Source organism: Acinetobacter sp. BD54, assembly GCF_044778325.1.
Taxonomy (GTDB): Bacteria; Pseudomonadota; Gammaproteobacteria; order Pseudomonadales; family Moraxellaceae; genus Acinetobacter; species Acinetobacter baumannii.
Window position 1 is genome coordinate 151,428 of the sequence record NZ_JANJEP010000005.1, and the last position, 24,543, is coordinate 175,970.

Annotated in this window: 28 protein-coding genes; 15 read left to right on the forward strand and 13 right to left on the reverse strand. The window is 39.7% G+C overall.

From position 1 onward, the window contains the following. Nucleotides 1-31: 31 nt before the first annotated feature. The 6 genes from NQ782_RS10015 to dapD form a co-directional block, all read right to left on the reverse strand. On the reverse strand, nucleotides 32-493 hold the full coding sequence (locus tag NQ782_RS10015) for a peroxiredoxin (RefSeq protein WP_001293529.1): 462 nt from the start codon (nucleotides 491-493) through the stop codon (nucleotides 32-34). A gap of 17 nt (nucleotides 494-510) precedes the next feature. Further along, nucleotides 511-1,197, reverse strand: a complete 687-nt coding sequence (locus NQ782_RS10020) for a diphthine--ammonia ligase (protein WP_001153968.1) — start codon at nucleotides 1,195-1,197, stop codon at nucleotides 511-513. 90 nt (nucleotides 1,198-1,287) lie between these two features. Beyond that, entirely contained in the window at nucleotides 1,288-1,704 is a 417-nt protein-coding gene (locus NQ782_RS10025; protein WP_000771345.1) for a hypothetical protein, read from the reverse strand. 13 nt (nucleotides 1,705-1,717) lie between these two features. After that, on the reverse strand, nucleotides 1,718-2,389 hold the full coding sequence (gene queC / locus NQ782_RS10030) for a 7-cyano-7-deazaguanine synthase QueC (RefSeq protein WP_001247780.1): 672 nt from the start codon (nucleotides 2,387-2,389) through the stop codon (nucleotides 1,718-1,720). Nucleotides 2,390-2,429: 40 nt separating this feature from the next. Further along, nucleotides 2,430-3,140: a 7-carboxy-7-deazaguanine synthase QueE gene (gene queE, locus NQ782_RS10035; RefSeq protein WP_057094111.1), complete on the reverse strand. Its 711-nt coding sequence runs from the start codon at nucleotides 3,138-3,140 to the stop codon at nucleotides 2,430-2,432. Between the two features lie 78 nt (nucleotides 3,141-3,218). Further along, complete coding sequence (dapD, locus tag NQ782_RS10040) at nucleotides 3,219-4,040, reverse strand: 2,3,4,5-tetrahydropyridine-2,6-dicarboxylate N-succinyltransferase (protein ID WP_000080867.1); 822 nt, start codon at nucleotides 4,038-4,040, stop codon at nucleotides 3,219-3,221. Nucleotides 4,041-4,334: 294 nt separating this feature from the next. Here dapD and carO point away from each other — a divergent pair, with 294 nt between their 5' ends. Continuing rightward, nucleotides 4,335-5,084: an ornithine uptake porin CarO type 1 gene (carO, locus tag NQ782_RS10045; RefSeq protein WP_000866529.1), complete on the forward strand. Its 750-nt coding sequence runs from the start codon at nucleotides 4,335-4,337 to the stop codon at nucleotides 5,082-5,084. 90 nt (nucleotides 5,085-5,174) lie between these two features. On the opposite strand, the gene NQ782_RS10050 is transcribed toward carO, so the two are convergent. The 6 genes from NQ782_RS10050 to NQ782_RS10075 form a co-directional block, all read right to left on the reverse strand. After that, entirely contained in the window at nucleotides 5,175-6,098 is a 924-nt protein-coding gene (locus tag NQ782_RS10050; RefSeq protein WP_001011052.1) for a CysB family HTH-type transcriptional regulator, read from the reverse strand. A 71-nt stretch (nucleotides 6,099-6,169) separates the two neighbouring features. Further along, nucleotides 6,170-7,231, reverse strand: coding sequence for a sulfate/molybdate ABC transporter ATP-binding protein (locus NQ782_RS10055; RefSeq protein WP_000027499.1), 1,062 nt, complete (start codon nucleotides 7,229-7,231; stop codon nucleotides 6,170-6,172). Nucleotides 7,232-7,242: 11 nt separating this feature from the next. After that, complete coding sequence (cysW, locus tag NQ782_RS10060; RefSeq protein WP_001048807.1) at nucleotides 7,243-8,127, reverse strand: sulfate ABC transporter permease subunit CysW; 885 nt, start codon at nucleotides 8,125-8,127, stop codon at nucleotides 7,243-7,245. Then, nucleotides 8,124-8,957, reverse strand: coding sequence for a sulfate ABC transporter permease subunit CysT (cysT, locus tag NQ782_RS10065; protein ID WP_000083115.1), 834 nt, complete (start codon nucleotides 8,955-8,957; stop codon nucleotides 8,124-8,126). Before cysT ends, cysW begins: the two co-directional genes overlap by 4 nt. Nucleotides 8,958-9,037: 80 nt before the next feature. Beyond that, nucleotides 9,038-9,646: an alpha/beta hydrolase gene (locus tag NQ782_RS10070; protein WP_057093706.1), complete on the reverse strand. Its 609-nt coding sequence runs from the start codon at nucleotides 9,644-9,646 to the stop codon at nucleotides 9,038-9,040. A gap of 30 nt (nucleotides 9,647-9,676) precedes the next feature. Next, nucleotides 9,677-10,684, reverse strand: a complete 1,008-nt coding sequence (locus tag NQ782_RS10075) for a sulfate ABC transporter substrate-binding protein (RefSeq protein WP_001212600.1) — start codon at nucleotides 10,682-10,684, stop codon at nucleotides 9,677-9,679. Nucleotides 10,685-10,946: 262 nt separating this feature from the next. Between NQ782_RS10075 and pabC the strand changes: the two genes are divergently transcribed. From pabC to NQ782_RS10095, 4 genes are all read left to right on the forward strand, one after another. After that, nucleotides 10,947-11,759, forward strand: a complete 813-nt coding sequence (gene pabC / locus NQ782_RS10080; protein WP_000263427.1) for an aminodeoxychorismate lyase — start codon at nucleotides 10,947-10,949, stop codon at nucleotides 11,757-11,759. 1 nt (nucleotide 11,760) lies between these two features. Continuing rightward, on the forward strand, nucleotides 11,761-12,831 hold the full coding sequence (mltG, locus tag NQ782_RS10085) for an endolytic transglycosylase MltG (RefSeq protein WP_057093708.1): 1,071 nt from the start codon (nucleotides 11,761-11,763) through the stop codon (nucleotides 12,829-12,831). Between the two features lie 9 nt (nucleotides 12,832-12,840). After that, the gene (gene tmk / locus NQ782_RS10090) at nucleotides 12,841-13,440 is read left to right on the forward strand and encodes a dTMP kinase (protein WP_000470763.1); all 600 of its coding nucleotides are present in this window, start codon (nucleotides 12,841-12,843) and stop codon (nucleotides 13,438-13,440) included. Between the two features lie 137 nt (nucleotides 13,441-13,577). Continuing rightward, a complete protein-coding gene (locus NQ782_RS10095) occupies nucleotides 13,578-13,994 on the forward strand; it encodes a PaaI family thioesterase (protein WP_000842540.1) in 417 nt (138 codons plus the stop codon). A gap of 55 nt (nucleotides 13,995-14,049) precedes the next feature. On the opposite strand, the gene nadB is transcribed toward NQ782_RS10095, so the two are convergent. After that, the gene (gene nadB / locus NQ782_RS10100; protein WP_000367531.1) at nucleotides 14,050-15,693 is read right to left on the reverse strand and encodes an L-aspartate oxidase; all 1,644 of its coding nucleotides are present in this window, start codon (nucleotides 15,691-15,693) and stop codon (nucleotides 14,050-14,052) included. 230 nt (nucleotides 15,694-15,923) lie between these two features. Between nadB and NQ782_RS10105 the strand changes: the two genes are divergently transcribed. The 10 genes from NQ782_RS10105 (at nucleotide 15,924) to pdxJ (ending at nucleotide 24,540) form a co-directional block, all read left to right on the forward strand. Further along, nucleotides 15,924-17,300: a Do family serine endopeptidase gene (locus tag NQ782_RS10105; RefSeq protein ID WP_004840389.1), complete on the forward strand. Its 1,377-nt coding sequence runs from the start codon at nucleotides 15,924-15,926 to the stop codon at nucleotides 17,298-17,300. Between the two features lie 120 nt (nucleotides 17,301-17,420). Further along, nucleotides 17,421-17,870 (forward strand): thioesterase family protein, encoded by a 450-nt coding sequence (locus tag NQ782_RS10110; RefSeq protein WP_000094833.1) that lies wholly within the window; start codon nucleotides 17,421-17,423, stop codon nucleotides 17,868-17,870. A gap of 177 nt (nucleotides 17,871-18,047) precedes the next feature. Then, nucleotides 18,048-19,865 carry a translation elongation factor 4 gene (gene lepA / locus NQ782_RS10115; RefSeq protein WP_000035781.1) on the forward strand — a complete coding sequence of 606 codons (1,818 nt, stop codon included), beginning with the start codon at nucleotides 18,048-18,050 and terminating at the stop codon, nucleotides 19,863-19,865. A gap of 70 nt (nucleotides 19,866-19,935) precedes the next feature. Further along, a complete protein-coding gene (gene lepB / locus NQ782_RS10120) occupies nucleotides 19,936-20,763 on the forward strand; it encodes a signal peptidase I (protein ID WP_000344903.1) in 828 nt (275 codons plus the stop codon). A 23-nt stretch (nucleotides 20,764-20,786) separates the two neighbouring features. Beyond that, on the forward strand, nucleotides 20,787-21,161 hold the full coding sequence (locus tag NQ782_RS10125) for a DUF4845 domain-containing protein (protein ID WP_001224039.1): 375 nt from the start codon (nucleotides 20,787-20,789) through the stop codon (nucleotides 21,159-21,161). Beyond that, nucleotides 21,133-21,825: a ribonuclease III gene (rnc, locus tag NQ782_RS10130; protein ID WP_000160699.1), complete on the forward strand. Its 693-nt coding sequence runs from the start codon at nucleotides 21,133-21,135 to the stop codon at nucleotides 21,823-21,825. Before NQ782_RS10125 ends, rnc begins: the two co-directional genes overlap by 29 nt. A gap of 11 nt (nucleotides 21,826-21,836) precedes the next feature. Beyond that, nucleotides 21,837-22,859, forward strand: coding sequence for a GTPase Era (gene era / locus NQ782_RS10135; protein ID WP_086223930.1), 1,023 nt, complete (start codon nucleotides 21,837-21,839; stop codon nucleotides 22,857-22,859). Nucleotides 22,860-22,877: 18 nt separating this feature from the next. Next, a complete protein-coding gene (locus NQ782_RS10140; RefSeq protein WP_000644486.1) occupies nucleotides 22,878-23,078 on the forward strand; it encodes an NF038104 family lipoprotein in 201 nt (66 codons plus the stop codon). A gap of 9 nt (nucleotides 23,079-23,087) precedes the next feature. After that, nucleotides 23,088-23,801, forward strand: a complete 714-nt coding sequence (recO, locus tag NQ782_RS10145; RefSeq protein ID WP_000985103.1) for a DNA repair protein RecO — start codon at nucleotides 23,088-23,090, stop codon at nucleotides 23,799-23,801. Nucleotides 23,802-23,814: 13 nt separating this feature from the next. Beyond that, nucleotides 23,815-24,540 (forward strand): pyridoxine 5'-phosphate synthase, encoded by a 726-nt coding sequence (gene pdxJ, locus NQ782_RS10150; protein WP_000729409.1) that lies wholly within the window; start codon nucleotides 23,815-23,817, stop codon nucleotides 24,538-24,540. The last annotated feature ends 3 nt before the right edge of the window (nucleotides 24,541-24,543 follow it).

Sequence of the window (24,543 nt, forward strand, 5' to 3'; positions counted from 1 at the left end):
ATTCAACTCGCTTTTTTGTTACTCAAGCTTATTAAGCTGTTTGTAATGCTTTTAAATCTTCTAAAACCTGTTCAGCATGGCCGGCCGCTTTTACCTTACGGTAACTTTTAACTAAGGTTTTATTATGGAAAATAAAAGTAGAGCGTTCGATCCCCATTACTTTTTTCCCATACATATTCTTTTCTTTAATCACATCAAAGTGTTTGCAAAGTACTTCTTCTTTGTCACTAATTAAATCGATTGTCAGTGCCTGCTTTTCTGTAAAGTTTTGGTGGGCTTTTACCGAGTCGCGTGATACTCCAAAAATGCGAGCACCTAAAGCATCAAATTGATCTTTTAAACAAGAAAAGCCGACAGCTTGTGTTGTACAGCCTGGCGTTGAGTCTTTAGGGTAGAAGTAAATAATCAGCCATTCATTATCGACTTCAGCCAAATTAACTTCGCCGTGTGTGGTTGGGAAAACCTGATTTGGCAGTTGAATATTCTCAGACATTTCTTATCCTTTAAAAGTTAAATTTGATCTAATTCAAGTGGTAAAAAAGCATATTCTTCATGATAAACAATATCGAGCTTTCTTACAGGAATAGCTTTGTTAAAAATTGGACCATCAATCACAGTGGTATGAAATTCACCACCTTCTCCACATGGATCAATTCCACGGTTTTCAAGTTCCTGTATATATTCTAACGATAACACTTGACCTAAATCTTCCACCTTCATTCCGAGTTTAAGGTTTACAGTCACAACTACACTCTGAAATCCAAGTTGAATAAATTCTTCAACAACTTCACGATGGGGCCGTAGCCAGAGCGGCATTCCTAATTTAAGGCCCACTGTTTGAGTAACACGATCATGCCAACAACCATGTTCCGGCATATCTAAATCACCTGTAACCAGTACCTCAGCACCTTTTTGTTTGGCTTCATTTAGTAAGTTGATGAATTTATTTTCATAGTCATTCCAGCTAGATGATGCCATAAATACAGGTAAGCCAATTGCTTGTGCTTGCGCCCGAATAATATCAAGTGGCATTGCATGTGAACGGGAGCGTTGTCCTTGCTCTTCTAGCATAACGATTAAACCAATTACGTTACCGGTTTGCATGGCATGATAAAGTGCAAGAGAGCTGTCTTTACCTCCACTAAAGGAGACAATTGACGGTCTGTTATGTGCGTTAGTTTTCCATTGGTCTTGCATGACTTATTTCGAATGAAGAGATCGGTGTCATTTTAACAGAGCTATAAAAAAGCCTGCATAAATGCAGGCTTAATTTGGAGCAACAAAAGCTTATTTTTTAGGAGCTTGTTGTTGAGCTGCTTTCATTGCTTCTTCAGTTAATTTCTCAAGCTTAGTTGTTAACTGAGGACCGAAACATGCTTTAAGGTCACGGTTTTGCTGTTGTACAAAAGCTAAAGAGCTTGGGCTTTTCTTCGCATTGATTGCGCTTTGAATTTCCCATTTTTGTGCTTCAGTCACTTTACCTTGCGCTTCAACTTGACAGCTACAGAATTTGCTAACTTCAGCTGAACTTAATTTACCGCCTTTTGCAGTTTGGTCTTTACAAACGTTGATTAATGCACCTTTAACGTTAGTGCTTTTATATGCTGCTTGAACTGGGTTTTCAGCTGCTTGAGCCGAACCAGCCATAAGTGCAGCTGCTGAGAATAAAGATGAAAGAATAAGATTTGATTTTAACAACTTCATAAATTTTACCTACTTATTGCGGTATATAGCGTGTTGGATCGGTAACACCAGCATCGATAAAGCCTTCTTTACGCAAACGGCAACTGTCACATTTACCACACGCACGTCCTTGAGCATCTGCTTGGTAGCAAGATACCGTTTGACTATAGTCTACGCCATGTTCAATCCCTAAACGTATAATATTCGCTTTGGATAAATGTAACAGGGGTGTTTCAAATTTAAGAGGTTTTCCTTCCACGCCAGCTTTAGTTGCTAAACGAGCCATATTGGCAAAAGCATCAATAAATTCTGGGCGACAGTCAGGATATCCTGAATAATCAACAGCATTGATGCCAATAACAATCGCTTCAGCATTGAAAACTTCTGCAGCTGCTAAGGCATAAGAGAGGAAAATTGTGTTACGTGCTGGTACATAAGTTACAGGAATACCTTCTTGTAATTGTTCTGGTACAGCAATGTTATGATCTGTAAGTGCAGACCCGCCTAAATTGGCTAAATCGATATTAATTACACGATGTTCAACACCTGCACGCTGAGCTAATGCTTTTGCAGCATCCAGTTCAGTGGTTGAGCGTTGACCATACATAAAACTAATAGCAATACATTCATAGCGCGCTTGTGCCCAAGCTAGGCAAGTGGTTGAGTCTAAGCCGCCTGAAAGTAAAACAATGGCACGAGGGCGCATATTTTTCTCCATATTCGGAATGATTTATTTTATTGAACGATTAGCGACCTGTTTCATCGTTCCAGAGCAGTTTATGTAACTGAAGCTGGAAACGTACAGGCAGTTTGTCGTCCAGTATCCACTGTGCCAGATCACGTGCTAAACGTGGCAGGCCAACAGCACCTTTTTCAACTGCAAAAGCAGGGGAGAACCAGATAGTACTGACTTTGGTTTGCAGTTGATATTGTTCAACTTGTTGTTTTGACCATTCATAGTCTTCACGATTACAAATCACAAATTTGATTTGGTCACGCGGTGTTAAATGGTCAAGATTACTGATGAGATTACGGTGTTCTTCACCAGAAGTTGGGGTCTTTAAGTCGAGGACTTTTGAAACACGCGGATCCACTCTTGATACATCAAGAGCGCCACTGGTTTCTAGGGAAACGTCAAAACCGGCGTCACATAAACGTTGTAATAAAATTAAGCAATTGGGTTGTGCTAGGGGTTCACCGCCTGTTACACAAATATAAGGCGTTTGATATTTTTCAGCCGTTTCAATAATGTGCTCAAGTGATAGGCGTTCGCCACCTTCAAAAGAATAGGTGGTGTCGCAATAACTACAACGTAAAGGGCAACCTGTGAGACGAATAAATACAGTCGGTAGGCCAGAGGCATTTGCTTCACCCTGCAAGGAGTAAAAAATCTCGGTAATGCGTAGACCGGACGCAGGGTCAGAGACAGGAATTGCAGAGGAACGTAAGGAAGCCATTCTAGAAATACCACACTATATAAAAAATAAAATCTCTACGATCAGTGTTGATCGTAGAGATGTTTGATCAAACTGAAATTAGTCAGCGCGTAACAAATCGTTCAAACTTGTTTTTGCACGTGTTTGTGCATCAACTTTTTTCACGATAATTGCAGCATATAAGCTGTATTTACCATCAGCTGACGGTAAGTTACCTGGTACAACAACTGAGCCAGCAGGAACACGGCCATAATGGATTTCACCAGTCTCACGATCATAAATACGTGTAGATTGACCGATATAAACACCCATAGAAATAACAGAGCCTTCTTCGACAATAACACCTTCAACGATTTCAGAACGTGCGCCGATAAAACAGTTGTCTTCAATAATGGTTGGGTTAGCTTGTAATGGTTCTAAAACACCACCGATACCAACACCACCTGATAAGTGAACGTTTTTACCGATTTGAGCACATGAACCTACAGTTGCCCATGTATCAACCATTGTGCCTTCATCTACGTAAGCACCAATGTTGACATAAGATGGCATTAACACCACATTTTTAGCTTGGAAACTACCACGACGAGCAACAGCAGGAGGAACAACACGAACACCCGCAGCTTTAAATTGCTCTTCAGTCCAACCAGAGAATTTAGTTTCAACTTTGTCGTAGAAACGAAGATCACATGACTCGATTGGTTTATTGTCATTAAGTTTAAATGATAATAAAACAGCTTTTTTTAACCATTGATGAACAACCCATTCACCATTGATTTTTTCTGCAACTCGAAGTGTACCGTTATCTAAACCAGCAATTGCTTCTTCAACAGCTTGGCGAATTTCGCTTGGGCAATCTGCTGCAGTGAAATTTGCGCGGTCTTCAAATGCTTGCTCAATGATCGTAGAAAGCTGAGACATGATCTTCCTTCCATAAAAAATTTTAAAGATTTTACACTAATTTGTGACAAGAATCTTTGAAAAAACGTGTTACGTTTAATTGAGGTATAAATGAGTTAAACCAAAATAAGCTTATTAGATAATCAAGTGTTTTTTACACAAAAATGATTTGAAAATAAAAATTTAACTCAATTTGTATCAAAAAATAACAGAAATCTAGCAGTTTTTGTATAAAAAAGAATCTATGCTCTTGAATATAATTTTTGTCACAAGCTGAATAAATTAAAAACAGAGCCTTTTCTTAAGGAGAAAACGATGAAAGTATTACGTGTTTTAGTGACAACTACAGCTTTACTTGCTGCTGGTGCTGCAATGGCGGATGAAGCTGTTGTTCATGACAGCTATGCATTCGATAAAAACCAATTAATTCCAGTAGGCGCTCGTGCTGAAGTAGGTACTACAGGTTACGGTGGTGCTTTGTTATGGCAAGCAAACCCATATGTAGGTTTAGCATTGGGTTATAACGGCGGTGACATTTCTTGGACAGATGATGTTTCAGTAAATGGCACTAAGTATGATTTAGACATGGATAATAACAATGTCTATCTAAATGCTGAAATTCGTCCTTGGGGTGCCAGCACAAATCCATGGGCTCAAGGCCTATATATAGCTGCAGGTGCGGCTTACTTAGATAATGATTATGACCTTGCTAAACGTATTGGTAATGGTGATACCTTATCAATTGATGGTAAAAACTATCAACAAGCAGTTCCTGGTCAAGAGGGCGGTGTAAGAGGTAAAATGTCTTACAAAAATGACATCGCTCCATATTTAGGTTTTGGTTTTGCTCCAAAGATTAGCAAAAACTGGGGTGTATTTGGTGAAGTAGGTGCTTACTATACTGGTAATCCAAAAGTTGAGTTAACTCAGTATAATCTTGCTCCTGTAACTGGTAACCCAACATCTGCTCAGGATGCGGTTGATAAAGAAGCAAATGAAATTCGTAACGATAATAAATACGAATGGATGCCAGTTGGTAAAGTTGGTGTAAACTTCTACTGGTAATAAATAGTAAAAAAACGAGCTTCGGCTCGTTTTTTTATATCTAAAAATAAAAGAGCTACATAAGTAGCTCTTTTATTTTGTTCTTAAACTTTATTCATCTGGATAGGCAATTTTTTTCAATGCTTTAATGTCAGCATCAGGTGAGCATAAAGAAATAAACTCATAACCATAACCACGTAATAAATGGCCTTTGCGAACAGCAATCCATGTGGTGTTGACACCAAAGATATCAGTTTTAATTTGTTTTAAACGATAGTCACGTTCTGCATCGTAAGCGACATCATTGACAATTCCAACGCCCATGCCGAGTTCAACGTAAGTTTTGATAACATCGGCATCAAGAGCAGACATTACAATATCGGCATCAATTTGTGCATCTTCAAATGCTTTATCGATCTTTGAACGACCTGTAAAACCGCCGTGATAAGTAATTAGTGGGTATTCAGATAAAGCATCAAGATCAATTTTATCGAGCTGTGTAAGTGGGTGATCTTGAGGAGTAATAATGCTGTGCTGCCATTGATAGTATGGAATGCTTGCTAAATTTTCTTCAGTTGTTAAAGACTCTGTCGCGATGCCAATATCAGCTTCACCTTGTAAAAGCATTTCTGCAATTTCGACAGGGCTTGCTTGTTGCAAAATCAAATGAACTTTTGGAAATAGTTTCTTAAATTGATTGACGATTGGTGGTAATACATAACGTGCTTGAGTATGAGTTGTTGCAATCGTTAAAGTACCTTCGTCCACTTTATTAAAATCATCGGCAAGACGTTTAATATTTTCAGCATCTACAAGCATGCGTTCTACAATGCTAAGGAGTGATTGACCGGGTTCAGTTAAACCAAGCAGACGTTTACCTTTACGGACGAAAAGTTGTACGCCTAATTCATCTTCTAAATCTTTAATATGTTTACTTACACCTGATTGAGAGGTGTATAACGCGGCAGATGCTTCCGTTAAATTAAAGTTTTGGCGTACTGTTTCTCGGATAATTCTTAATTGTTGAAAGTTCATTTACACTTTTCCTCAAAAGAGGTGAGGAACGGCTTTAAATACCGCGAGATGGCTCCTCACCAAATAATTCCTTAAGCAACTTGATCTGCAAATAGGTGAAGTTGAGATGCACTTACCCAAACAGTTTGATTTGGTTTAAATGCATGTTGTTTTGCAGCTTCACTGCTCAGAGCAATCTCAATTAAACGTCCATTACGATCTTGTAATTCCGCCACTACTTTTCCAGCAATCCAGACTTCACGTACAAAAGTTGCTTCAATTGTATTTGCCTGTGGTTGCGCATGAATATGTAACTCATCCGGACGGGCAAAAGCAATTACTTTTCCTTGCGGTGCCTGAACTGTGGTCGGTAATTCGATACGATCATTGCCAATACGGATAATACCGCTTGCATGTTCACCTTCAAAACGATTTGCTTGACCCAAGAAATCAAATACAAATGGCGTTGCAGGTTTTTCGTAAACTTCACGCGGAGAACCAATTTGTTCGACGTTACCTTTATTCATCACAATAATTTGGTCGGCTACTTCAAGTGCCTCTTCTTGGTCATGGGTTACGAAAATTGAAGTGATATGCAGCTCATCATGCAAGTTACGTAACCAGCGGCGTAATTCTTTACGAACCTTAGCATCTAGTGCACCAAATGGTTCATCAAGCAATAACACACGAGGTTCTACGGCAAGTGCACGAGCTAAGGCAATACGTTGGCGTTGACCACCAGAAAGCTGGGCTGGGTAACGGTCTGCTAAAAAGCCCAATTGAACCAAATCGAGTAGACGAGTCACACGTTTTTTAATTTCGGCTTCCGATGGGCGTGTGGCACGAGGACGGACACGTAAACCAAAGGCAATATTGTCAAATACGGTCATGTGACGGAATAAAGCATAATGCTGAAAAACAAAACCGACCTGACGTTCACGGACATGGACATTGGTTGCATCTTCGCCTTCTAGTAAGACTTGACCTCCATCTGCTGACTCTAAACCCGCAATAATACGAAGTAGCGTCGTTTTACCGCAGCCAGATGGGCCGAGTAAGGCAACCAGTTCACCTTCTGGGAAATCGAGTGAAATATTTTTAAGCGCATGGAATGCACCAAAGTGTTTTTCAATATTTTTAACTTGAATACTCATGATTTCATTCCTTACGAATCAGTTGAATGTGGTTCTGGTTTGTCTTGATGTAGTTCTAACCAGGTTTTTAAAATCAGTGTTAATAGTGCCAAGAAAGCAAGTAGTGAGGACACCGCAAAAGCTGCGCTAAAAGTGTACTCGTTATATAAAATTTCGACATGAAGAGGTAGGGTATTGGTCTCACCACGGATGTGGCCGGAAACTACTGATACTGCTCCAAACTCACCCATTGCACGGGCATTACACAAAATCACGCCGTAAATCAGACCCCATTTAATGTTAGGGAGTGTGACTTTCCAAAAGGTTTGCCAACCTGATGCACCGAGTACAATCGCTGCTTCCTCTTCTTCAGTTCCTTGCGCTTCCATAAGTGGAATTAACTCACGCGCCACAAATGGAACTGTAATAAAGATGGTCGCTAAAACAATGGCAGGTACGGCATATAGAATCTTGATGTCATGTTCCATGAGCCAACCGCCTAACCAGCCTTGAGCACCGAAAATCAGTACAATCATTAAACCTGCAATAACAGGTGAAACCGAAAAAGGCATATCAATAATGGTGGTTAAAATTGCTTTACCTTTAAACTGAAATTTGGAAACAGCCCATGCAGCGGCAACACCAAATATCACATTAATCGGAACGGCAATTGCTGCGGTCAATAGTGTTAATTTCACTGCTGATAACGTATCTGGATCAATTAAAGCTTGAACATAGACTTCAAGGCCTTGTTTAAATGCTTCAACAAAAACCAGAATAAGTGGCAACATGAGGCAGCTAAGGAAAAAAATCAGTGCAATTGTAATGAGCGTATAACGTACCCAAGTTGGTTCACGTGTCGCGTCACGAGATTGCAATTTCAAGGCAAGTGCATTGCTGTCGGTATGTAGGTTCATGTGACATTTCTCCCTGTACGACGGTTTGCCCATGCTTGAAGTAAGTTAATGACAAATAAAATAATGAAAGAGAGAACCAACATCACTGCTGCAATAGTCGTTGCACCTGCATAGTCATATTCTTCGAGGCGAGAAATGATCATAAGCGGAGCAATTTCAGTTTTAAACGGCTGGTTACCTGCAATGAAAATTACAGAACCATATTCACCTACACCGCGAGCAAATGCTAAAGCAAAGCCTGTAAATAGGGCAGGGAGTAATATTGGTAAAATAATTTTGGTAATGGTCTGCCAACGATTTGCACCGAGTGCGGAAGCCGCCTCTTCAAGTTCAGTTTCAATATCGCTTAATACCGGTTGAACAGTTCGAACAATAAAAGGAATGCCGATAAACACCAAAGCTAGCGTAATCCCGATGGGGGTATATGCAACCTGAATACCAAGGGGTTCTAAATATTGACCGATCCAGCCTGTAGGCGCATAGAGTGAGGTCAACGCAATGCCTGCAACCGCTGTTGGAAGTGCAAAAGGTAAGTCCACTAAGGCATCAACCAGACGCTTTCCGGGAAAGTTATAACGGACAAGGCACCAAGCTAAAAGTAGCCCAAAAACAACATTAATAAACGCCGCAATTAAGGCTGAACTAAAGCTGAGTTGAAGCGATTTTAAAATACGCTCAGAGGTTAAAATTTCCCATAGTCCGTCCCATCCGATTCCAAATGATTTGATAAAGACTGCGGCTAATGGAATAAGCACAATAAAAGAAACGTAAGCGAGGGTGAAGCCCAATGATAGACCAAACCCAGGCAGCACTCGGGATCGCTGCGACATGATATTTCCTCAAAGAGAAAAGCCTGCTGAAACCAGTAAGCGAATAAATAAAGATAAACGGCGCGGTATAAAGCTAGGTATTAAGCAAATTTCAAAGAGAAATGTGTCTTTACCGGTTCAATAGATGAGTGGCTACACATCGAGTCTTCAGGAAGTATATGATTCAGTAAGTCAGGAAACGGACCGAAGCCTGAAGCAACATTAATATGACCGACTTGTCCAAGGTTAATCGGGGTTAATTGCCAAGATTTCGCAAGCTGTAAAGCATCAAAAAAGTCTAACCATGGATCATTTTCACTAATGAGTAGCGTTGCAGGCACATTAATTTTTAGCTGATGAAAATAATCTTTGTAGTCAGTCAAACTATGACGGGCAAATCCCGCTTCACCAAAACGTGCCGGATTTGCAGGAGCAACCAAAATCAGTTTTTTAACTTGAAGTTGTAACTCTGGATGCTCTGCTAAGGCAGCAACACTAGTTAGGCAGCCGAAACTATGCGCAACAATTTGGACTGGTGTTTGTACTGCTTGAACTGTGTTAACGAATTGCTCAATCCATTCGCTTAATACGGGTCTATCCCAGTTTTTTTGCTCAACGCGAGAACTAGACACGAGTTGACGCTGCAACCAAGATTGCCAATGTTGATGTTCACTTCCACCTACACCCGGAACAATTACAGTGTGTGTCATGTCTGTTCTCCTTATCGTTAGAACAAAGAATTACTTCTCTGCACTATTGATTTTCACGATTTGATCGAAAACGCCACCATTATCAAAGTGTTGCTTTTGTACTTTTGTCCAACCGCCAAACTCTTTATCAATGGTGACAAGTTTCAATGGCTTAAATACATTGCTATATTTTTTGAGTACAGCTGCATTGCGAGGACGGTAGAAATTACGTGCTGCAATTTCTTGACCAGCAGGTGAGTACAAATAGTTGAGGTAACCTTTTGCAATAGTTAAGTTGCCTTTTTTCGCTGCATTTTTTTCAACAATTGCAACTGGTGGCTCAGCCAAAATAGATAAAGATGGCGTCACAATCTCAAACTTGCCTGGTTGTTCACGGATAGCTAAATGTGCTTCATTTTCCCAAGCCAGTAATACGTCACCAATTCCGCGTTCAGCAAATGTAGTGGTTGCACCACGGGCGCCTGAATCTAAAACTTTGGTGTGTTTATAAATTTGGCGAACAAATTCTTGTGCTTTTGCATCGTTACCACCTGCTTGATGTTTTGCCCAAGCCCAAGCTGCAAGATAGTTCCAACGTGCACCACCAGAAGTTTTCGGGTTTGGCGTAATAATTTCCACGCCTGGCTTGATTAAGTCACCCCAATCTTTAATTTGTTTAGGGTTACCCTTACGAACTAAAAACACGATAGTTGATGTGTACGGAGTAGAGTTTTGTGGCAACTTCTTCTGCCAATCAGTTGGAAGCAATTTTGCTTTTTCAGCAATTTCATCAATATCAGCAGCAAGTGCTAATGTCACAACATCTGCATTTAAGCCGTCGATTACAGCGCGGGCCTGTTTACCAGAACCACCGTGTGATTGTTTAAACTCAATATCTTGACCGGTACGCTGTTTCCAGTAAGTACCAAACTGTTTATTGAAATCTGTATATAACTCGCGAGTTGGATCGTAAGAAACGTTTAAGAATTCTTGAGCTGCAAACGATGAAACAGAAAGTAATGCAGCAATAACCCCGACTTTTAACTGAGAAAAACGCATGAGATAACCCCTCAAAAAATACGAAATGTTCAAAACATGAACGCAGAATAGCGCTAGTCTTTATTCTAAAAAAATAATAAAAAACGAATTTAATATGAAAAATATAGAAATAATAAAAATGGATAAGTTATTCTTAAATCTTGATATATAACAAGTTTCAAAAGTTTCTCTTAAATCGGTATAATTTTTTAAAATCAGTCATTTATTAATTAAATGAAAGGTGTTGTATTGTTGGTGGTTTTAAATAAAGGACGGATTAAGCATGTGGTGTTTTAAAAATGGACAACCTGTAGAGACCATTCCTTTATTGGACCGGGCATTTCATTATGGGGATGGCTGCTTTACCACAATTCGTGTTTTTCAAAATAAGATTGAGCTGAAAGCACGGCACTGGGAACGTCTAAAACTTGCTTGCCAAAAATTATCTTTGGTTGCAGATTTTGAGTTAATCGAACAAAGTTTGCAGCATCTACAAAATCAGAATCTCGTGCTCAACGGGACTTTAAAAATTGTGATTAGCCGTGGTGAAGGTGATCGTGGCTATAGTTTGCCAAAGCATGCGGCAGATATTTATATCTGGTTTTATCCAAAAGCATTGGAGCAGTTCCAGCCAGATTTTATACAGTGTGGTGTTTTAAATCAGGCTTTAGGTTTAACCATGCCGAGTTTAGTTGGGCTTAAATCTTTAAACCGTCTTGAGCAGGTATTGCTAAAAAAAGAAGCAGATCAACAAGGCTGGGTTGAAGCTTTAGTAACTGATGTACAAGGTTATATTGTTGAAGGGGTAAGCAGTAATTGTTTTATTCGTTTAAATGATAGATGGATTACTCCGGAACTTCGCTATAATGGCGTCCACGGTGTGATGCGTGCAGAAATTTTGGCGCGTATGCAGCACTACGGAATTGCCTGTGAAGTCAGAATAATTGAGCTAGATGAAGTACCACAAATACAGAGTCTATTCTTTTGTAATGCTTTACATCCAATGCGAGTAGTTACTCAAATCAGTGAACAAATTCTAGAGTCACAGGCGTGCCTAAATTTATTTCATACTCTTAACTTGAATCAGATTCATTAATATGCCGAAGCCACCTGTGAATGCGAAAGCAAAAAATGCTAAAAAAAAGGGCAAGAAAACAGCATCTAATTTTCCAAAAAAGTTAGTGCTGATTGGCTGTTTTATCGTTTTAATTTCTATTTTTGCTATTTTATGGTCAAGTTTATTTAAAGCTTATCCTATTGAAGGGAAAAAGCAGATGCTATCGATCACATCAGGTGAGACCTATTCTGGTTTTATTGATCGCTTAGCCAAAGAAAATAAAATCCATTTCCCAATTGTACTTAAGCTTTATCAAAAGTTTATGATTCATGACAGTATGAAAGCTGGTGTATATGAGATAGAGCAGGGTATGAGTGTAAGACAAGTATTAGAGATGTTATCTGATGCTGATAATGCCCAGATGAACCGTGTTCTAGTGATTGAAGGAACAACTTTTAAGCAGCTGATTACAGCACTAAAAAACGATAAAAATGTAAAAAATACGATATTGGATTTACCAGATGACCAGCTTATGAAGGCTTTAGGTATTCCTTATCATCATCCTGAAGGTCTGTTTGCACCCAACACTTATTTCTTTGCTAAAGGTGAGACCGATAAGAAAATCCTGACTGATTTATACCATCGTCAAATGAAAGCCTTAGATGCGGCTTGGGCAAAGCGAGCACCGAATTTACCTTATAAAGATAAGTATGAAGCTTTAATCATGGCTTCTATTGTTGAAAAAGAAACGAGCCTCGATAGCGAACTTACACAAGTTTCAGGGGTTTTCGTGCGCCGTTTAAAACTCGGTATGCGTTTACAGACTGATCCAACCGTAATTTATGGTATGGGTGCAAACTATAAGGGTAACATTACTCGCGAAGACTTACGTACACCAACATCATATAATACCTATACAATTAATGGGTTACCGCCAACTCCAATTGCGCTGCCAAGCCAAAAAGCCATTGAGGCTGCGTTACATCCAGATGATTCAAATAACATCTATTTTGTAGCGACTGGTAATGGTGGACATAAATTTACGGCAGACTTGCAAGCACATAACCAAGCAGTGCAAGAGTATTTATCCGTGTTGAGATCGAAGAAATAAGGAAAAGAGATGTTTATTAGCTTTGAAGGCACGGAAGGGGTAGGAAAAACTACACTCATTCGAAAAATTCATCAGCATTTTGAAGAACAAGGCAAACAAGTTGTTTTAACTCGAGAGCCGGGTGGAACACCGCTCGCAGAACAAATCCGTTCGATGCTTTTGGCAGTGAATCATGATGAAAATATGAGTCATGATACCGAACTGCTCTTAATTTATGCGGCACGAGCTCAACACTTACAACAAGTTATTTTACCGGCATTAGAGTCTAATAAAATTGTATTAAGTGATCGTTTTACCGATGCGAGTTTTGCTTATCAATGTTCCGGTCGTGGTTTAAGCCAAGACAAATTACAGCTTTTAAACCAGAACTTCGTTTCACGCATGCCAGAAGTGACTTTCTGGTTAGATGCACCAATTGAACTTGGTATGAACCGTGCACGTGAACGCGGAGCTTTAGACCGTTTTGAACAGGAAAAGTTAAGCTTCTTTACTAAGGTTCGTGAAGGATATGAAACTTTATGGAAAGCTGAGCCTGAGCGTATTAAACGTTTAGATGCTACACAAAGCCCTGATCAGGTGTTCGAGCAAGCTCTACAATATTTAGCATAAGCCATGGGATTACCCACTCTCATATTTTTTTGGGAGTGGTGAAAAATGACAAGAAATCTGGTTTTAAACGTCATAGAAAATATTGGGCAGTATCGTATGCTATTTTAATTACCGTTTAAAATTGAAGAATAACAAGGATGAAAAGCTCAAAAGAAGAAATTGTGGCATTTCTTGAAAAGGAATTCCCACAAAGTTTGGAACATTGCACGATTGAATCAGTCACTTCTAAAGCTGCGGTTGTTTATTATCATGTTGACCAAAGACATCAACGTCCGGGTGGTACTATATCTGGCCCGACTATGATGACTTTGGCTGACTTTGCTTTATATATTGCAATACTCGGTGAAATTGGAATTATTGGTTTAGCTGTAACCACCAATTTTAATATTAATTTCCTGAGAAAACCCGCAGGTGATCAAGACTTACGCAGTGAATGTAAGCTCATGAAAGTAGGAAAGAGTTTAGTCGTAGGCGAGGTCTGGATTTATTCAGTAGGGCAAGAGGAACCCGTGGCACATGTGACCGCGACTTACTCAATTCCACCTAGACCATAAATCTTAAGTAATAAAAAAGCACGGCATGAACCGTGCTTTTTTATAAAGAAACTATTTATACACTGGTATTCACCAAAGGTTGCTCTACTGCAAAGTTTGGAGGCGTCAGAACCGTTTTACGAATCTCGCTCGAAGTTTCCGGATAATCAAGTGTGTAATGTAAGCCACGTGATTCTTTACGGTGCATAGCACAACGAACAATCATTTCGGAAACAAGTACAAGATTACGCAGTTCAATCAGGTTCTTGCTTACACGATAATCTTGATAATATTCAGTAATTTCGCGTTTTAACATTTCAATACGGTGTAACGCACGTTCTAAACGTTTTGTGGTTCTTACAATACCAACGTAGTTCCACATGGTCGAACGTAACTCATCCCAGTTTTGTAAAATCACGACATCTTCATCTGGATTGGTTACTTGAGAATCGTCCCAAGTGGGTACTTCCGGTAATTTGAAGTTTTTATCAAACTTACTTTCGATATCTTTTGCTGCACTCATGCCATAAACGAAGCATTCAAGTAATGAGTTACTCGCCATACGGTTTGCACCATGTAAACCCGTATAAGAGGTTTCACCAATTGCATATAGACCTTCAATATCAGTCTGGCTATTTGAGTCAACCACAACACCACCACAGGTATAGTGTGCAGCCGGCACCACCGGAATCATATCTTTAGTGATGTCGATACCTAGCTCAAGCAATCGTGCATAAAGTGTAGGGAAGTGCTCTTTAATAAAATCCGGTGATTTGTGTGTAATGTCTAACCACACATGGCGAATACCGAGACGCTTGATTTCATGGTCAATGGTACGTGCCACAATATCGCGAGGAGCCAACTCTGCACGATCGTCAAAACGTAGCATAAAACGTTCGCCATCTGGTAAACGTAAGTAAGCACCTTCACCACGCATGGCTTCAGTAATTAAGAAAGAACGTGCTTGCGGATGGTAAAGGCAGGTTGGATGGAACTGGTTAAATTCCATATTGGCAACACGGCAACCTGCACGGTATGCCATCGCAATGCCGTCACCCGTAGCAATATCCGGATTAGATGTATAAAGGTAAGCTTTCATTGCACCGCCACAAGCAAGTGCGGTAAATGGGGCAAGGAAGGTATGAACTTTTTCAGTACTTTCATCTAGTGCATACAAACCAATAGCGCGATTCGCTTGATCTGTATGACCCAATTTATGCGACGTGATTAAATCAATCGCAATGTAGTTTTCAAAAATAGTAATATTCTTGCGTTCTTTGGCGCGTTCAACCAAAGTGGTTGAAATAGCTTTGCCAGTTGCATCAGCAGAATGAATAATACGGCGCTGCGAATGGCCACCTTCACGAGTCAAATGAAGCTGTTCATCTTCATCTAAGGTAAACTGAACGCCTTGCTTTAAAAGGAAATCAACAGAAGGACGGCCTCCTTCTACAGTATGCTGGACTGCATCCATTTCACATAAATGAGCACCTGCAATCATAGTGTCATTAATGTGTTGTTGAATAGAGTCAGTTTCATCAAGCACCGCAGCAACACCACCTTGTGCATAGAAGGTACTTGCTTCAGTTAAAGCAGCTTTAGCTAAAACTGCAATATTAAAATGACTTGGTAACGATAAAGCCAGACTTAAACCAGCACCGCCACTGCCCACAATAATCACGTCAAAGTGGTGAATTGTCTGTTGATTAGGCATGTCCATTCGCATCAATTTAAAACGTCCGCTAATGACACCCCTTTTTACCTAAAAAGGCAAGAGCTTAAGCGCTCTAAGTCACAGAAAAATTGCAATTAGCTTAAAAAATTGCAATGTGTAAAATAAACGTGATGAGGATGCCTTACAAATAAACATATTGTTACGCACAATTCCAAAGCATTGTGATACAAAAGTTTTATTCTTATTCTCGTAGACCAATTGTGGGTGAGCACCGAATGAAATCTCGCTATTTACAACAAGGAATGTATGCAGCGGTATTTACAGTTGCTGCTGTTCAAGCAAATGCTGCTGTTGATTTTTCAAACCTCGTTGAACAAGTTAGTCCGGCTGTGGTGAGTGTAAACGTTGTAAAAAAAATGACTCAGGATGAACTGTTACAACAGCAAGTTCCTGAAATTTTAAAACGTTTCTTTGGTAATCAGGTCATCATTCCACAGCAACAAGGTCCTCAAGAGAAAACCGCATATGGTAGCGCGTTCTTTATTAGTAAAGACGGTTATTTACTTACGAACCACCATGTAATTGAAAATGCTTCCCGCATCAGTATTACTTTAAATGACCGTCGTGAAATTGATGCAACAGTGGTCGGTAGTGATGAGCGGACAGACGTTGCATTATTAAAGGTAAACGGAACTAACTATCCTGCTTTACGCGTAGGAAATGTTGACCGTTTACGTGTAGGAGAGCCGGTTTTAGCAATTGGTTCACCATTTGGTTTTGATTATTCAGCGTCAGCAGGTATTGTCAGCGCTAAATCACGTAACATGAGCGGTGAAACCTCTGTACCATTTATTCAAACTGATGTGGCGTTGAACCCTGGTAACTCAGGCGGGCCATTGTTTAACCAAAATGGTGAAGTTGTCGGGGTGAACTCACGTATCTTTAGTGGTACGGGGGGGTATATGGGCTTATCTTTCTCTATTCCAATTGATGTTGCGATGGATGTAGCTGAACAGCTTAAAACGAAAGGGAAAGTGACTCGTTCATACTTGGGTGTCATGATGCAAGATATTGACCGTAACCTTGCCGATGCCTATAAATTGCCTAAACCGGAAGGTGCTCTGATTACTCAGGTTTCTCCAAATTCACCTGCTCAAAAAGCAGGGCTTAGAGCTGGCGATGTCATTCTAAAATTAAATGGTGCTTCTGTACTGCGTACCAGTGATTTGCTTTATGCATTAAATAAAGTACAACCAAACCAAACTGTTCAGTTTGAGGTTTTACGCGATGATAAAACCCGAAATATCTCGGCAACACTAGCAACTGCACCTGATGAAACACCGGCTACCGGTAATCAAGCCTCTGCTTCTAAAGGGCCAGTATTGGGAATGAGTATTCGTGATCTCGCTATTCCAGAAAAAAATGCTTTGGGTATAAAAGGTGGTATTTATGTACAAGATGTCCGCCGTGGTGGGTTAGCATCATTGTCAAATATCATTCCTGGCGATGTGATTATTCAGGTTAACAATACTCAGATTTTGAACAGTCAGGATTTTGCAAAAGTTGTTTCGAATTTGCCAAAAAATACAGTTGCGCGAGTTGGGATTATTCGTCAAGGACAACGAGCAATGCTTGGTTTACGTATTCAGTAAAATATTATAAAAATGAACCACCCTGAAAATGGGTGGTTTTTTATTATTTGTATTCGGCATAATGTTCGATCTAGCTAATTAAATTTTAGCTTTGAATTTAATGATTAAAGTGGGTGTTTTGTGAGCAGTATTTTCGATTTACATATTCAGGTTCAGCCACAGCATATTGATGCTTTAGGGCATGTTAACAATGTAATGTATGTACAGTGGATGCAAGACGTTGCTGCTGCTCATGTGGAAACATTAGGGGTAGGGGTAACCAAATATCTAGAGCTAAAACATGCAATGGTTGCGGTTGAACACCATGTGCAATACCGTAAAGCTGCGTTTGAAGGTGAAGAAATTGTACTGCGGACATGGCTAGATGATATTAATGCTCTATATTCATTTCGCCAGTATGCCTTTTTCCGTCCTTCTGATCAGGCAATTTTGTTCGTCGGAAATACCAAATGGGCATGTATTGAAATTGCTTCAGGTCGACCTAAGCGTATGTCGCCGACTTTTACACAGGCTTATAAACCTCTTGATTCAAGTATAAATCCTTTAGATTTTACTGTTTCATATGCCTGATAATCAGAAGCATTACTTGTACTTTGAATTATCATTTTTTAAAACATAAGTACAAAGCTCATGAATTTTGGATACTTTAAAATATCCATCTGCTATAATCTCTCGCAATTTGTTAAACCGCTTTGGCTATGTATTAAAACAAGCTACATAGCACTTTATATTTTCTCAAGGTAGCCCATGGCGCAAGCTAAAAAATCCGTTGATATCAAAAATATCCGAAATTTCTCGATTATCGCTCATATTGATCATGGTAAGTCTACTTTGGCTGACCGTTTTATTCAGATGTGTGGTGGCCTGCAAGATCGTGAGATGCAAGCTCAGGTCTTGGACTCAATGGAGCTCGAGCGTGAACGTGGGATTACCATTAAAGCTGCTTCGGTGACGTTGTACTATACTCATCCAAACGGGCAGGAATATCAGCTTAACTTTATTGATACTCCGGGGCACGTTGACTTCTCTTATGAAGTATCTCGTTCATTAGCTGCTTGTGAAGGTGCGTTATTGGTTGTGGATGCTGCACAAGGTGTAGAAGCACAATCAGTTGCAAACTGTTATACCGCTATTGAGCAAGGTCTCGAAGTTCTTCCAATTTTAAATAAAATTGATTTACCGCAAGCAGAGCCTGAGCGCGTTATTCACGAAATTGAAGAAATTATCGGTATTGAAGCAACCAATGCACCTACATGTTCTGCAAAAACAGGCTTAGGCGTTGAAGGTGTTTTAGAAACATTAGTTGATGTTATTCCTGCTCCAACAGGTGACCGTGAGGCTCCTTTACAGGCATTAATCATTGACTCATGGTTTGATAACTATTTAGGTGTTGTCTCTTTAGTTCGTATTAAAGATGGTCGTATCCGCAAGGGCGACAAAATGTTGGTTAAATCTACTGGTCAGACTCACATTGTTACATCGGTAGGTGTATTCAACCCTAAACATACTGAAACTGGCGTGCTTGAAGCTGGTGAAGTAGGCTTTGTTATCGCGGGTATTAAAGATATTTTTGGTGCGCCGGTAGGTGATACCATCACGCTTTCAACAACCCCTGAAGTAGCTTCACTTCCTGGTTTTAAAAAGGTTAAACCTCAGGTTTACGCAGGTCTTTTCCCAATTGATGCAAGCGATTTTGAACCATTCCGCGAAGCCCTACAAAAACTACAGATCAATGACTCGGCTTTATTCTTTGAACCTGAAAGTTCAGATGCGCTTGGTTTTGGTTTCCGTTGTGGTTTCTTGGGCATGTTGCACATGGAAATCGTACAAGAGCGTTTAGAGCGCGAGTATGACCTTGATTTGATCAGCTCAGCGCCAACGGTAGTGTATGAAGCTGTTACTAAAAAAGGCGATACGATCTATATTGATAGTCCATCTAAAATGCCGGATGGTTCTGTTGTTGAAGATTTGCGTGAGCCAATTGCAGAGTGTCATATTCTTGTACCGCAAGAGTACTTAGGTAACGTCATGACCCTATGTATTGAGCGCCGTGGTGTACAAAAAGACATGAAATTCTTAGGTAATCAAGTTTCAATTACTTTTGAAATTCCTATGGCTGAAGTGGTTATGGACTTCTTTGATAAGCTTAAATCATGTTCACGTGGTTTTGCTTCACTTGACTATAACTTTATTCGTTTTGAGAGTTCATCTTTAGTTAAGGTTGACGTGTTAATTAATGGTGAGAAGGTCGATGCGCTTGCAATGATTTGTCACCGTAATGATGCTCGTCATCGTGGTATTGCTTTAGTTGAGAAAATGAAAGATTTGATTCCACGTCAAATGTTTGATGTCGCAATTCAGGCTGCTATTGGTGCACAAATTATTGCTCGTTCGACCGTGAAGGCGATGCGTAAAAACGTTTTAGCAAAATGTTATGGCGGTGACGTGTCTCGTAAGAAGAAACTACTTGCGAAACAAAAAGAAGGTAAGAAACGTATGAAACAAGTGGGTAGTGTAGAAATCCCACAAGAAGCGTTCTTAGCTGTTTTGAAAGTAGAAAGATAAGAGAAAAGGCTGGGATGAACTTATATTCTCCCAGCCGCAAGGCAAGCAGCTAAGCTGCGAGTGAGGTCCTGTGGATTTTGATTTTAATTTAATTCTTGTTCCTGTTACGCTGATTTTATTTGCAGTGTGGTTGCTAGATAAGCTTGTTTTTAAACAGCGTGCAAATAAAGGGCGAGAGAACGAAAATTTTGTTATTACATGGGCCTATGACTTTTGGCCGGTTTTAGCTGTTGTGCTTGTACTTCGCTCATTTCTTTATGAACCATTTAATATTCCATCAGACTCTATGGTTCCGACCTTAGAGACTGGCGATTTTATTTTAGTTAATAAATTTGACTATGGTGTCCGTTTACCTATCGTCAATAAAAAAGTGATTGATGTCGGTGAACCGAAACGTGGTGATGTCATTGTATTCCGTTATCCACCACAACCTACTATTAGTTATATTAAACGTGTAATTGGCTTACCTGGTGACCATATTGTTTATGATCATGGACAATTGATTATTAATGGTCAAAAAATTCCTAAAGTACCAACACAGTTTAGTCGCGAAAAAGATGCTTTAGATACACCAACTTCTATTTATCATAAAGAAACAATTGGTGATCATACTTTTACGATGCGTGAGCTTGAAGGCGTAAATGTTGCGCGTCAGGCGCCATTTATCAACTATGTTGATAATGGTAAATATGCAAACCAAGACGGTTTATATTGGGAAGTAACAGTTCCGAAAGGACATTACTTTGCAATGGGGGATAACCGTGATCAAAGTGCTGACAGTCGTTTCTGGGGCTTCGTACCTGAAGAAAATTTAACAGGCCGAGCTTTCTATGTCTGGATGCATAAAGAACCTGGTTTCCACCTGCCAAGCTTTAACCGAAATGGGAAAATAGATTAAAAACAACCATTAGGAAAACAAAAATGCGTAAGGCACAACAGGGTACTTCGTATTTAGCAATTTTATTTGGGGTGGTCATATTTGCAATTGCGGTGAAAGCCGTACTTGCAGTTTGGCCAGCATATTGGGATGATCGTGTGATTAATAATCAGATTACAGAGCTTATGCAACAAAGCTCGGCTGATATCACACCCCAAAAGTTTATGACACAGATGGACCAACGACTGGAAATGAACAACATTCGTGATCTGCATTTTAAAGAGATTGCTGAAGTGTTTAACCAGCCAAGTCTAACAGTCAAAAAGAAATATGAGGTAAGAAAGCCTTTCTTACTGAATATTGATTTAGTTTTAACATTTGAGAAGAGTTTTGACAAAACATCAGTTCAAGCTAAGTGATCCTCGCTTACTCAGTCGAATCGGTTATCAATTTAAGCAGCCTGAATTGCTACAGTTGGCTTTGACTCATCGTTCGGTGAGTCATAAGTATAACTACGAACGTCTGGAATTTTTGGGCGATTCACTGTTGGGGATGATTATCGCCAATTATTTATACCATGCGTACCCTCATGAAAATGAGGGGCGACTAACGCGTATGCGCGCGACTTTAGTACGTCAGGAAGCATTAGGTAAAATTGCAACCGATTTGCAACTTAGTCGATGTTTAATATTAAGCACAGGCGAGTTGAAATCTGGTGGTCATCATCGTGAGTCAATATTGGCTGACACAGTGGAGGCCATTATTGGTGCAATTTATCTTGATAGTAGTGATCTGAACCTACTTAAAGATATTGTGTTAAAATGGTATACGCCTTATTTAGATCATATTGAGCCAACAGATCAACTCAAGGATCCAAAATCACGTTTACAAGAGTATCTACAAGCACGTAAAAAACCTCTCCCTGTTTACGAGGTTGTAGATATTCAGGGTGATGCGCCTCATCAGCACTTTAAAGTCGAATGTTTGGTAGATGGTTTATCAAAAATTCATGGTGAGGGGTCAAGTCGTCGTTTTGCCGAGCAGGCAGCAGCGGCGGAAATTTTAAAGTTATTGGAGCAATAACCTGCATGTCGATGCATTCTGATCAAATCAATCCAGATTCAAACGAAAACCAAGATCCAAACAATCTGATTGATCAATTTTTTAGTTCCAAAGGCGTTACAATTCCTTCGGATTTTAAGAGCGGATTTGTGGCGATTGTAGGACGTCCAAATGTGGGTAAATCTACCCTCATGAACCATTTATTGGGCCAAAAACTCTCTATTACTTCACGTAAACCTCAAACGACACGCCATAAAATTATCGGTATTGATTCGCGTGAAAAAATGCAAGCGGTTTATGTCGATACTCCAGGTATGCATAAGAAAGAAGTACGTGCAATCAATAAAATGATGAACCGTGCTGCGCATTCTGCGTTACGTGACGTGAATTTAGTCTTATTTGTTATTGATGCCCAGAAGTGGACTCAAAATGACGATTTAGTTCTTGAGAAACTCAAGAATGCTGAGATGCCAGTTATTTTGGTGATTAATAAAGCTGATACTTTTGGAGATAAGAGAGAGATTCTCCCTTTAATTCAAGAACGTGCCAAACTTATGAATTTTGCTGAGATTGTTCCTGTTTCTGCACTCCGTGGAGCAAACTTAGAGCACTTAAGTGAAACGATTGAAAAATATCTTCCTTATCAGCCACCTTTATATTCATTCGATCAAATTACGGACCGTTCAGAGCGCTTCTTGGCAAGTGAAATCATCCGTGAAAAAATCATGCGTCAGTTGGGTGAAGAGCTACCTTATGATTTAACAGTACAAATTGAATCTTTCAAAACGGAAGAGGCAACTGTTAATGAAAAAACTGGTCGTTTAAAACCAGCATGTACCTATATTGATGCAACTATTTTTGTGGATCGTCCTGGTCAAAAAGCAATTGTGATTGGTGAAAAAGGTGCCAAGCTTAAAACAATTGGCATGGATGCACGTAAAGACATGGAAAAAATGTTCGAACAAAAGATCATGCTTACCTTATGGGTTAAGGTCAAAGGTGGTTGGTCTGATGATGAACGTGCTTTAAAAAGTTTAGGATATAGTGATATCTAAAAAGTAGGGAATACTGGTATGAAAGCAATTACATCAATATTGATTATCGTTGGATGTACATTGATGTTGCAAGGTTGTGTATATAAGCTTGTAACCGTACCAGTAGGTATTGCTTATAAAACGACTAAAGGTGTAGTGAAGGGTACAGCTGCTGTTGTAGGGGCTGTAATTCCTGATGGTGATGATGACGATAAAAAAGAAAAAGAATCTGAGGAATAGTTTCTTTTTATGATGCGCAATGAAGTCCTACATGGATATATGATTCACCATCGTAAATACCGTGAAAAAAGCCATATTGTGCATCTCTTCACTCAAGAATATGGGCGGGTTGATGGTATTTTAAGACAGACTCCGCCTCCTCAATATCAGCCAATCCGTTTGCAAGCCACAGGCAAAAGTGAGCTCAAAAATTTTACAAAGCTGGAAATACTAAATCAGCCGGTTTTCTTTTTTGGCGATGCTTTTTTTGCAGGGTTCTATTTAAACGAAATTGTTCTTAGACTTTGCCCACTAGAAGAGGCAATGCCACAAACTTTTGAACAATACCAGTTAACGCTGCTTCAACTCCAGCAGCTATCTTCTCATGAAAATCCGGATTTATTTCTTAGACAGATCTTGAGGCAATTTGAGCATATCTTGCTTGCAGAGCTAGGCTATGCGATTGATTTTTCAATTGATAGCTCACAAAAAGAAATTTTGCCTCAACAGTTTTATCAGTTTCAAGTGACTGAAGGATTTGCCCCCGTTGTTCAGGCAAGTCGCTCATCGTTGTCAGGAAAAGCAATTTTATCCATGCTGGATTATGAGCAGGGACAGGATTTTTCTCACGAACAATTGCAATTATTAGGTAAACTATACCGTCAAATGATTACATCGCTTTTAGGTGACCGTCCCCTAAAAAGTCGACAATTGTGGATTCAAAATACTCAAACTCAATCGTAATTAGGATTTTTTTATGGCTGCATTGCTTGGTGTAAACATAGACCATGTTGCTACTTTAAGACAGGCGCGCGGTACTGCTTACCCAGACCCTGTAGAAGCTGCTCTTATTTGTGAACAAGCGGGTGCAGAGGGGATTACTTTGCATTTGCGTGAAGATCGCAGACATATTCAAGATGATGACGTGCGCCGTATGCGTCCATTATTGAAAACACGTATGAATCTTGAAATGGCCGTAACTGATGAAATGGTTGAGTTTGCGAAAGAAATTCAACCGCAACATGTGTGTTTTGTACCAGAACGACGCCAAGAAGTTACAACAGAAGGCGGTTTAGATGTAATAGGTAACTTTGAAAAAGTTAAAGCTGCAACTCAAGCTTTAGCTGCCATTGGTTGTGATGTTTCACTCTTTATTGATGCTGATTTTGCTCAAATTGATGCAGCAATTGCTTGTGGAGCGCCTACTATTGAATTACATACTGGGGCTTATGCAGATGCAAAAACAGAGCAAGAGCAACAAGAAGAACTTGCTCGCATCGTAAAAGGTGTGGAATACGCAGCTTCAAAAGGTTTGGTTGTAAATGCTGGTCACGGTTTGAATCTGAAAAATATTGCTCCAATTGCGGCAATTTCACAAATTCATGAGTTAAATATTGGTCACTCAATTATTGCGGAAAGTGTTTTTGTTGGACTAGTACAAGCGGTGAAAGACATGAAAACAGCGATTCAGGCAGCAGGATAAGTA

Bases quoted from the DNA above. Each gene is read 5' to 3' on its own strand.
- NQ782_RS10015 (WP_001293529.1), bottom strand. From the start codon at position 493: ATGTCTGAGAATATTCAACTGCCAAATCAGGTTTTCCCAACCACACAC.
- NQ782_RS10020 (WP_001153968.1), bottom strand. From the start codon at position 1,197: ATGCAAGACCAATGGAAAACTAACGCACATAACAGACCGTCAATTGTC.
- NQ782_RS10025 (WP_000771345.1), bottom strand. From the start codon at position 1,704: ATGAAGTTGTTAAAATCAAATCTTATTCTTTCATCTTTATTCTCAGCA.
- queC (WP_001247780.1), bottom strand. From the start codon at position 2,389: ATGCGCCCTCGTGCCATTGTTTTACTTTCAGGCGGCTTAGACTCAACC.
- queE (WP_057094111.1), bottom strand. From the start codon at position 3,140: ATGGCTTCCTTACGTTCCTCTGCAATTCCTGTCTCTGACCCTGCGTCC.
- dapD (WP_000080867.1), bottom strand. From the start codon at position 4,040: ATGTCTCAGCTTTCTACGATCATTGAGCAAGCATTTGAAGACCGCGCA.
- carO (WP_000866529.1), top strand. From the start codon at position 4,335: ATGAAAGTATTACGTGTTTTAGTGACAACTACAGCTTTACTTGCTGCT.
- NQ782_RS10050 (WP_001011052.1), bottom strand. From the start codon at position 6,098: ATGAACTTTCAACAATTAAGAATTATCCGAGAAACAGTACGCCAAAAC.
- NQ782_RS10055 (WP_000027499.1), bottom strand. From the start codon at position 7,231: ATGAGTATTCAAGTTAAAAATATTGAAAAACACTTTGGTGCATTCCAT.
- cysW (WP_001048807.1), bottom strand. From the start codon at position 8,127: ATGAACCTACATACCGACAGCAATGCACTTGCCTTGAAATTGCAATCT.
- cysT (WP_000083115.1), bottom strand. From the start codon at position 8,957: ATGTCGCAGCGATCCCGAGTGCTGCCTGGGTTTGGTCTATCATTGGGC.
- NQ782_RS10070 (WP_057093706.1), bottom strand. From the start codon at position 9,646: ATGACACACACTGTAATTGTTCCGGGTGTAGGTGGAAGTGAACATCAA.
- NQ782_RS10075 (WP_001212600.1), bottom strand. From the start codon at position 10,684: ATGCGTTTTTCTCAGTTAAAAGTCGGGGTTATTGCTGCATTACTTTCT.
- pabC (WP_000263427.1), top strand. From the start codon at position 10,947: ATGTGGTGTTTTAAAAATGGACAACCTGTAGAGACCATTCCTTTATTG.
- mltG (WP_057093708.1), top strand. From the start codon at position 11,761: ATGCCGAAGCCACCTGTGAATGCGAAAGCAAAAAATGCTAAAAAAAAG.
- tmk (WP_000470763.1), top strand. From the start codon at position 12,841: ATGTTTATTAGCTTTGAAGGCACGGAAGGGGTAGGAAAAACTACACTC.
- NQ782_RS10095 (WP_000842540.1), top strand. From the start codon at position 13,578: ATGAAAAGCTCAAAAGAAGAAATTGTGGCATTTCTTGAAAAGGAATTC.
- nadB (WP_000367531.1), bottom strand. From the start codon at position 15,693: ATGGACATGCCTAATCAACAGACAATTCACCACTTTGACGTGATTATT.
- NQ782_RS10105 (WP_004840389.1), top strand. From the start codon at position 15,924: ATGAAATCTCGCTATTTACAACAAGGAATGTATGCAGCGGTATTTACA.
- lepA (WP_000035781.1), top strand. From the start codon at position 18,048: ATGGCGCAAGCTAAAAAATCCGTTGATATCAAAAATATCCGAAATTTC.
- NQ782_RS10125 (WP_001224039.1), top strand. From the start codon at position 20,787: ATGCGTAAGGCACAACAGGGTACTTCGTATTTAGCAATTTTATTTGGG.
- era (WP_086223930.1), top strand. From the start codon at position 21,837: ATGCATTCTGATCAAATCAATCCAGATTCAAACGAAAACCAAGATCCA.
- NQ782_RS10140 (WP_000644486.1), top strand. From the start codon at position 22,878: ATGAAAGCAATTACATCAATATTGATTATCGTTGGATGTACATTGATG.
- recO (WP_000985103.1), top strand. From the start codon at position 23,088: ATGATGCGCAATGAAGTCCTACATGGATATATGATTCACCATCGTAAA.
- pdxJ (WP_000729409.1), top strand. From the start codon at position 23,815: ATGGCTGCATTGCTTGGTGTAAACATAGACCATGTTGCTACTTTAAGA.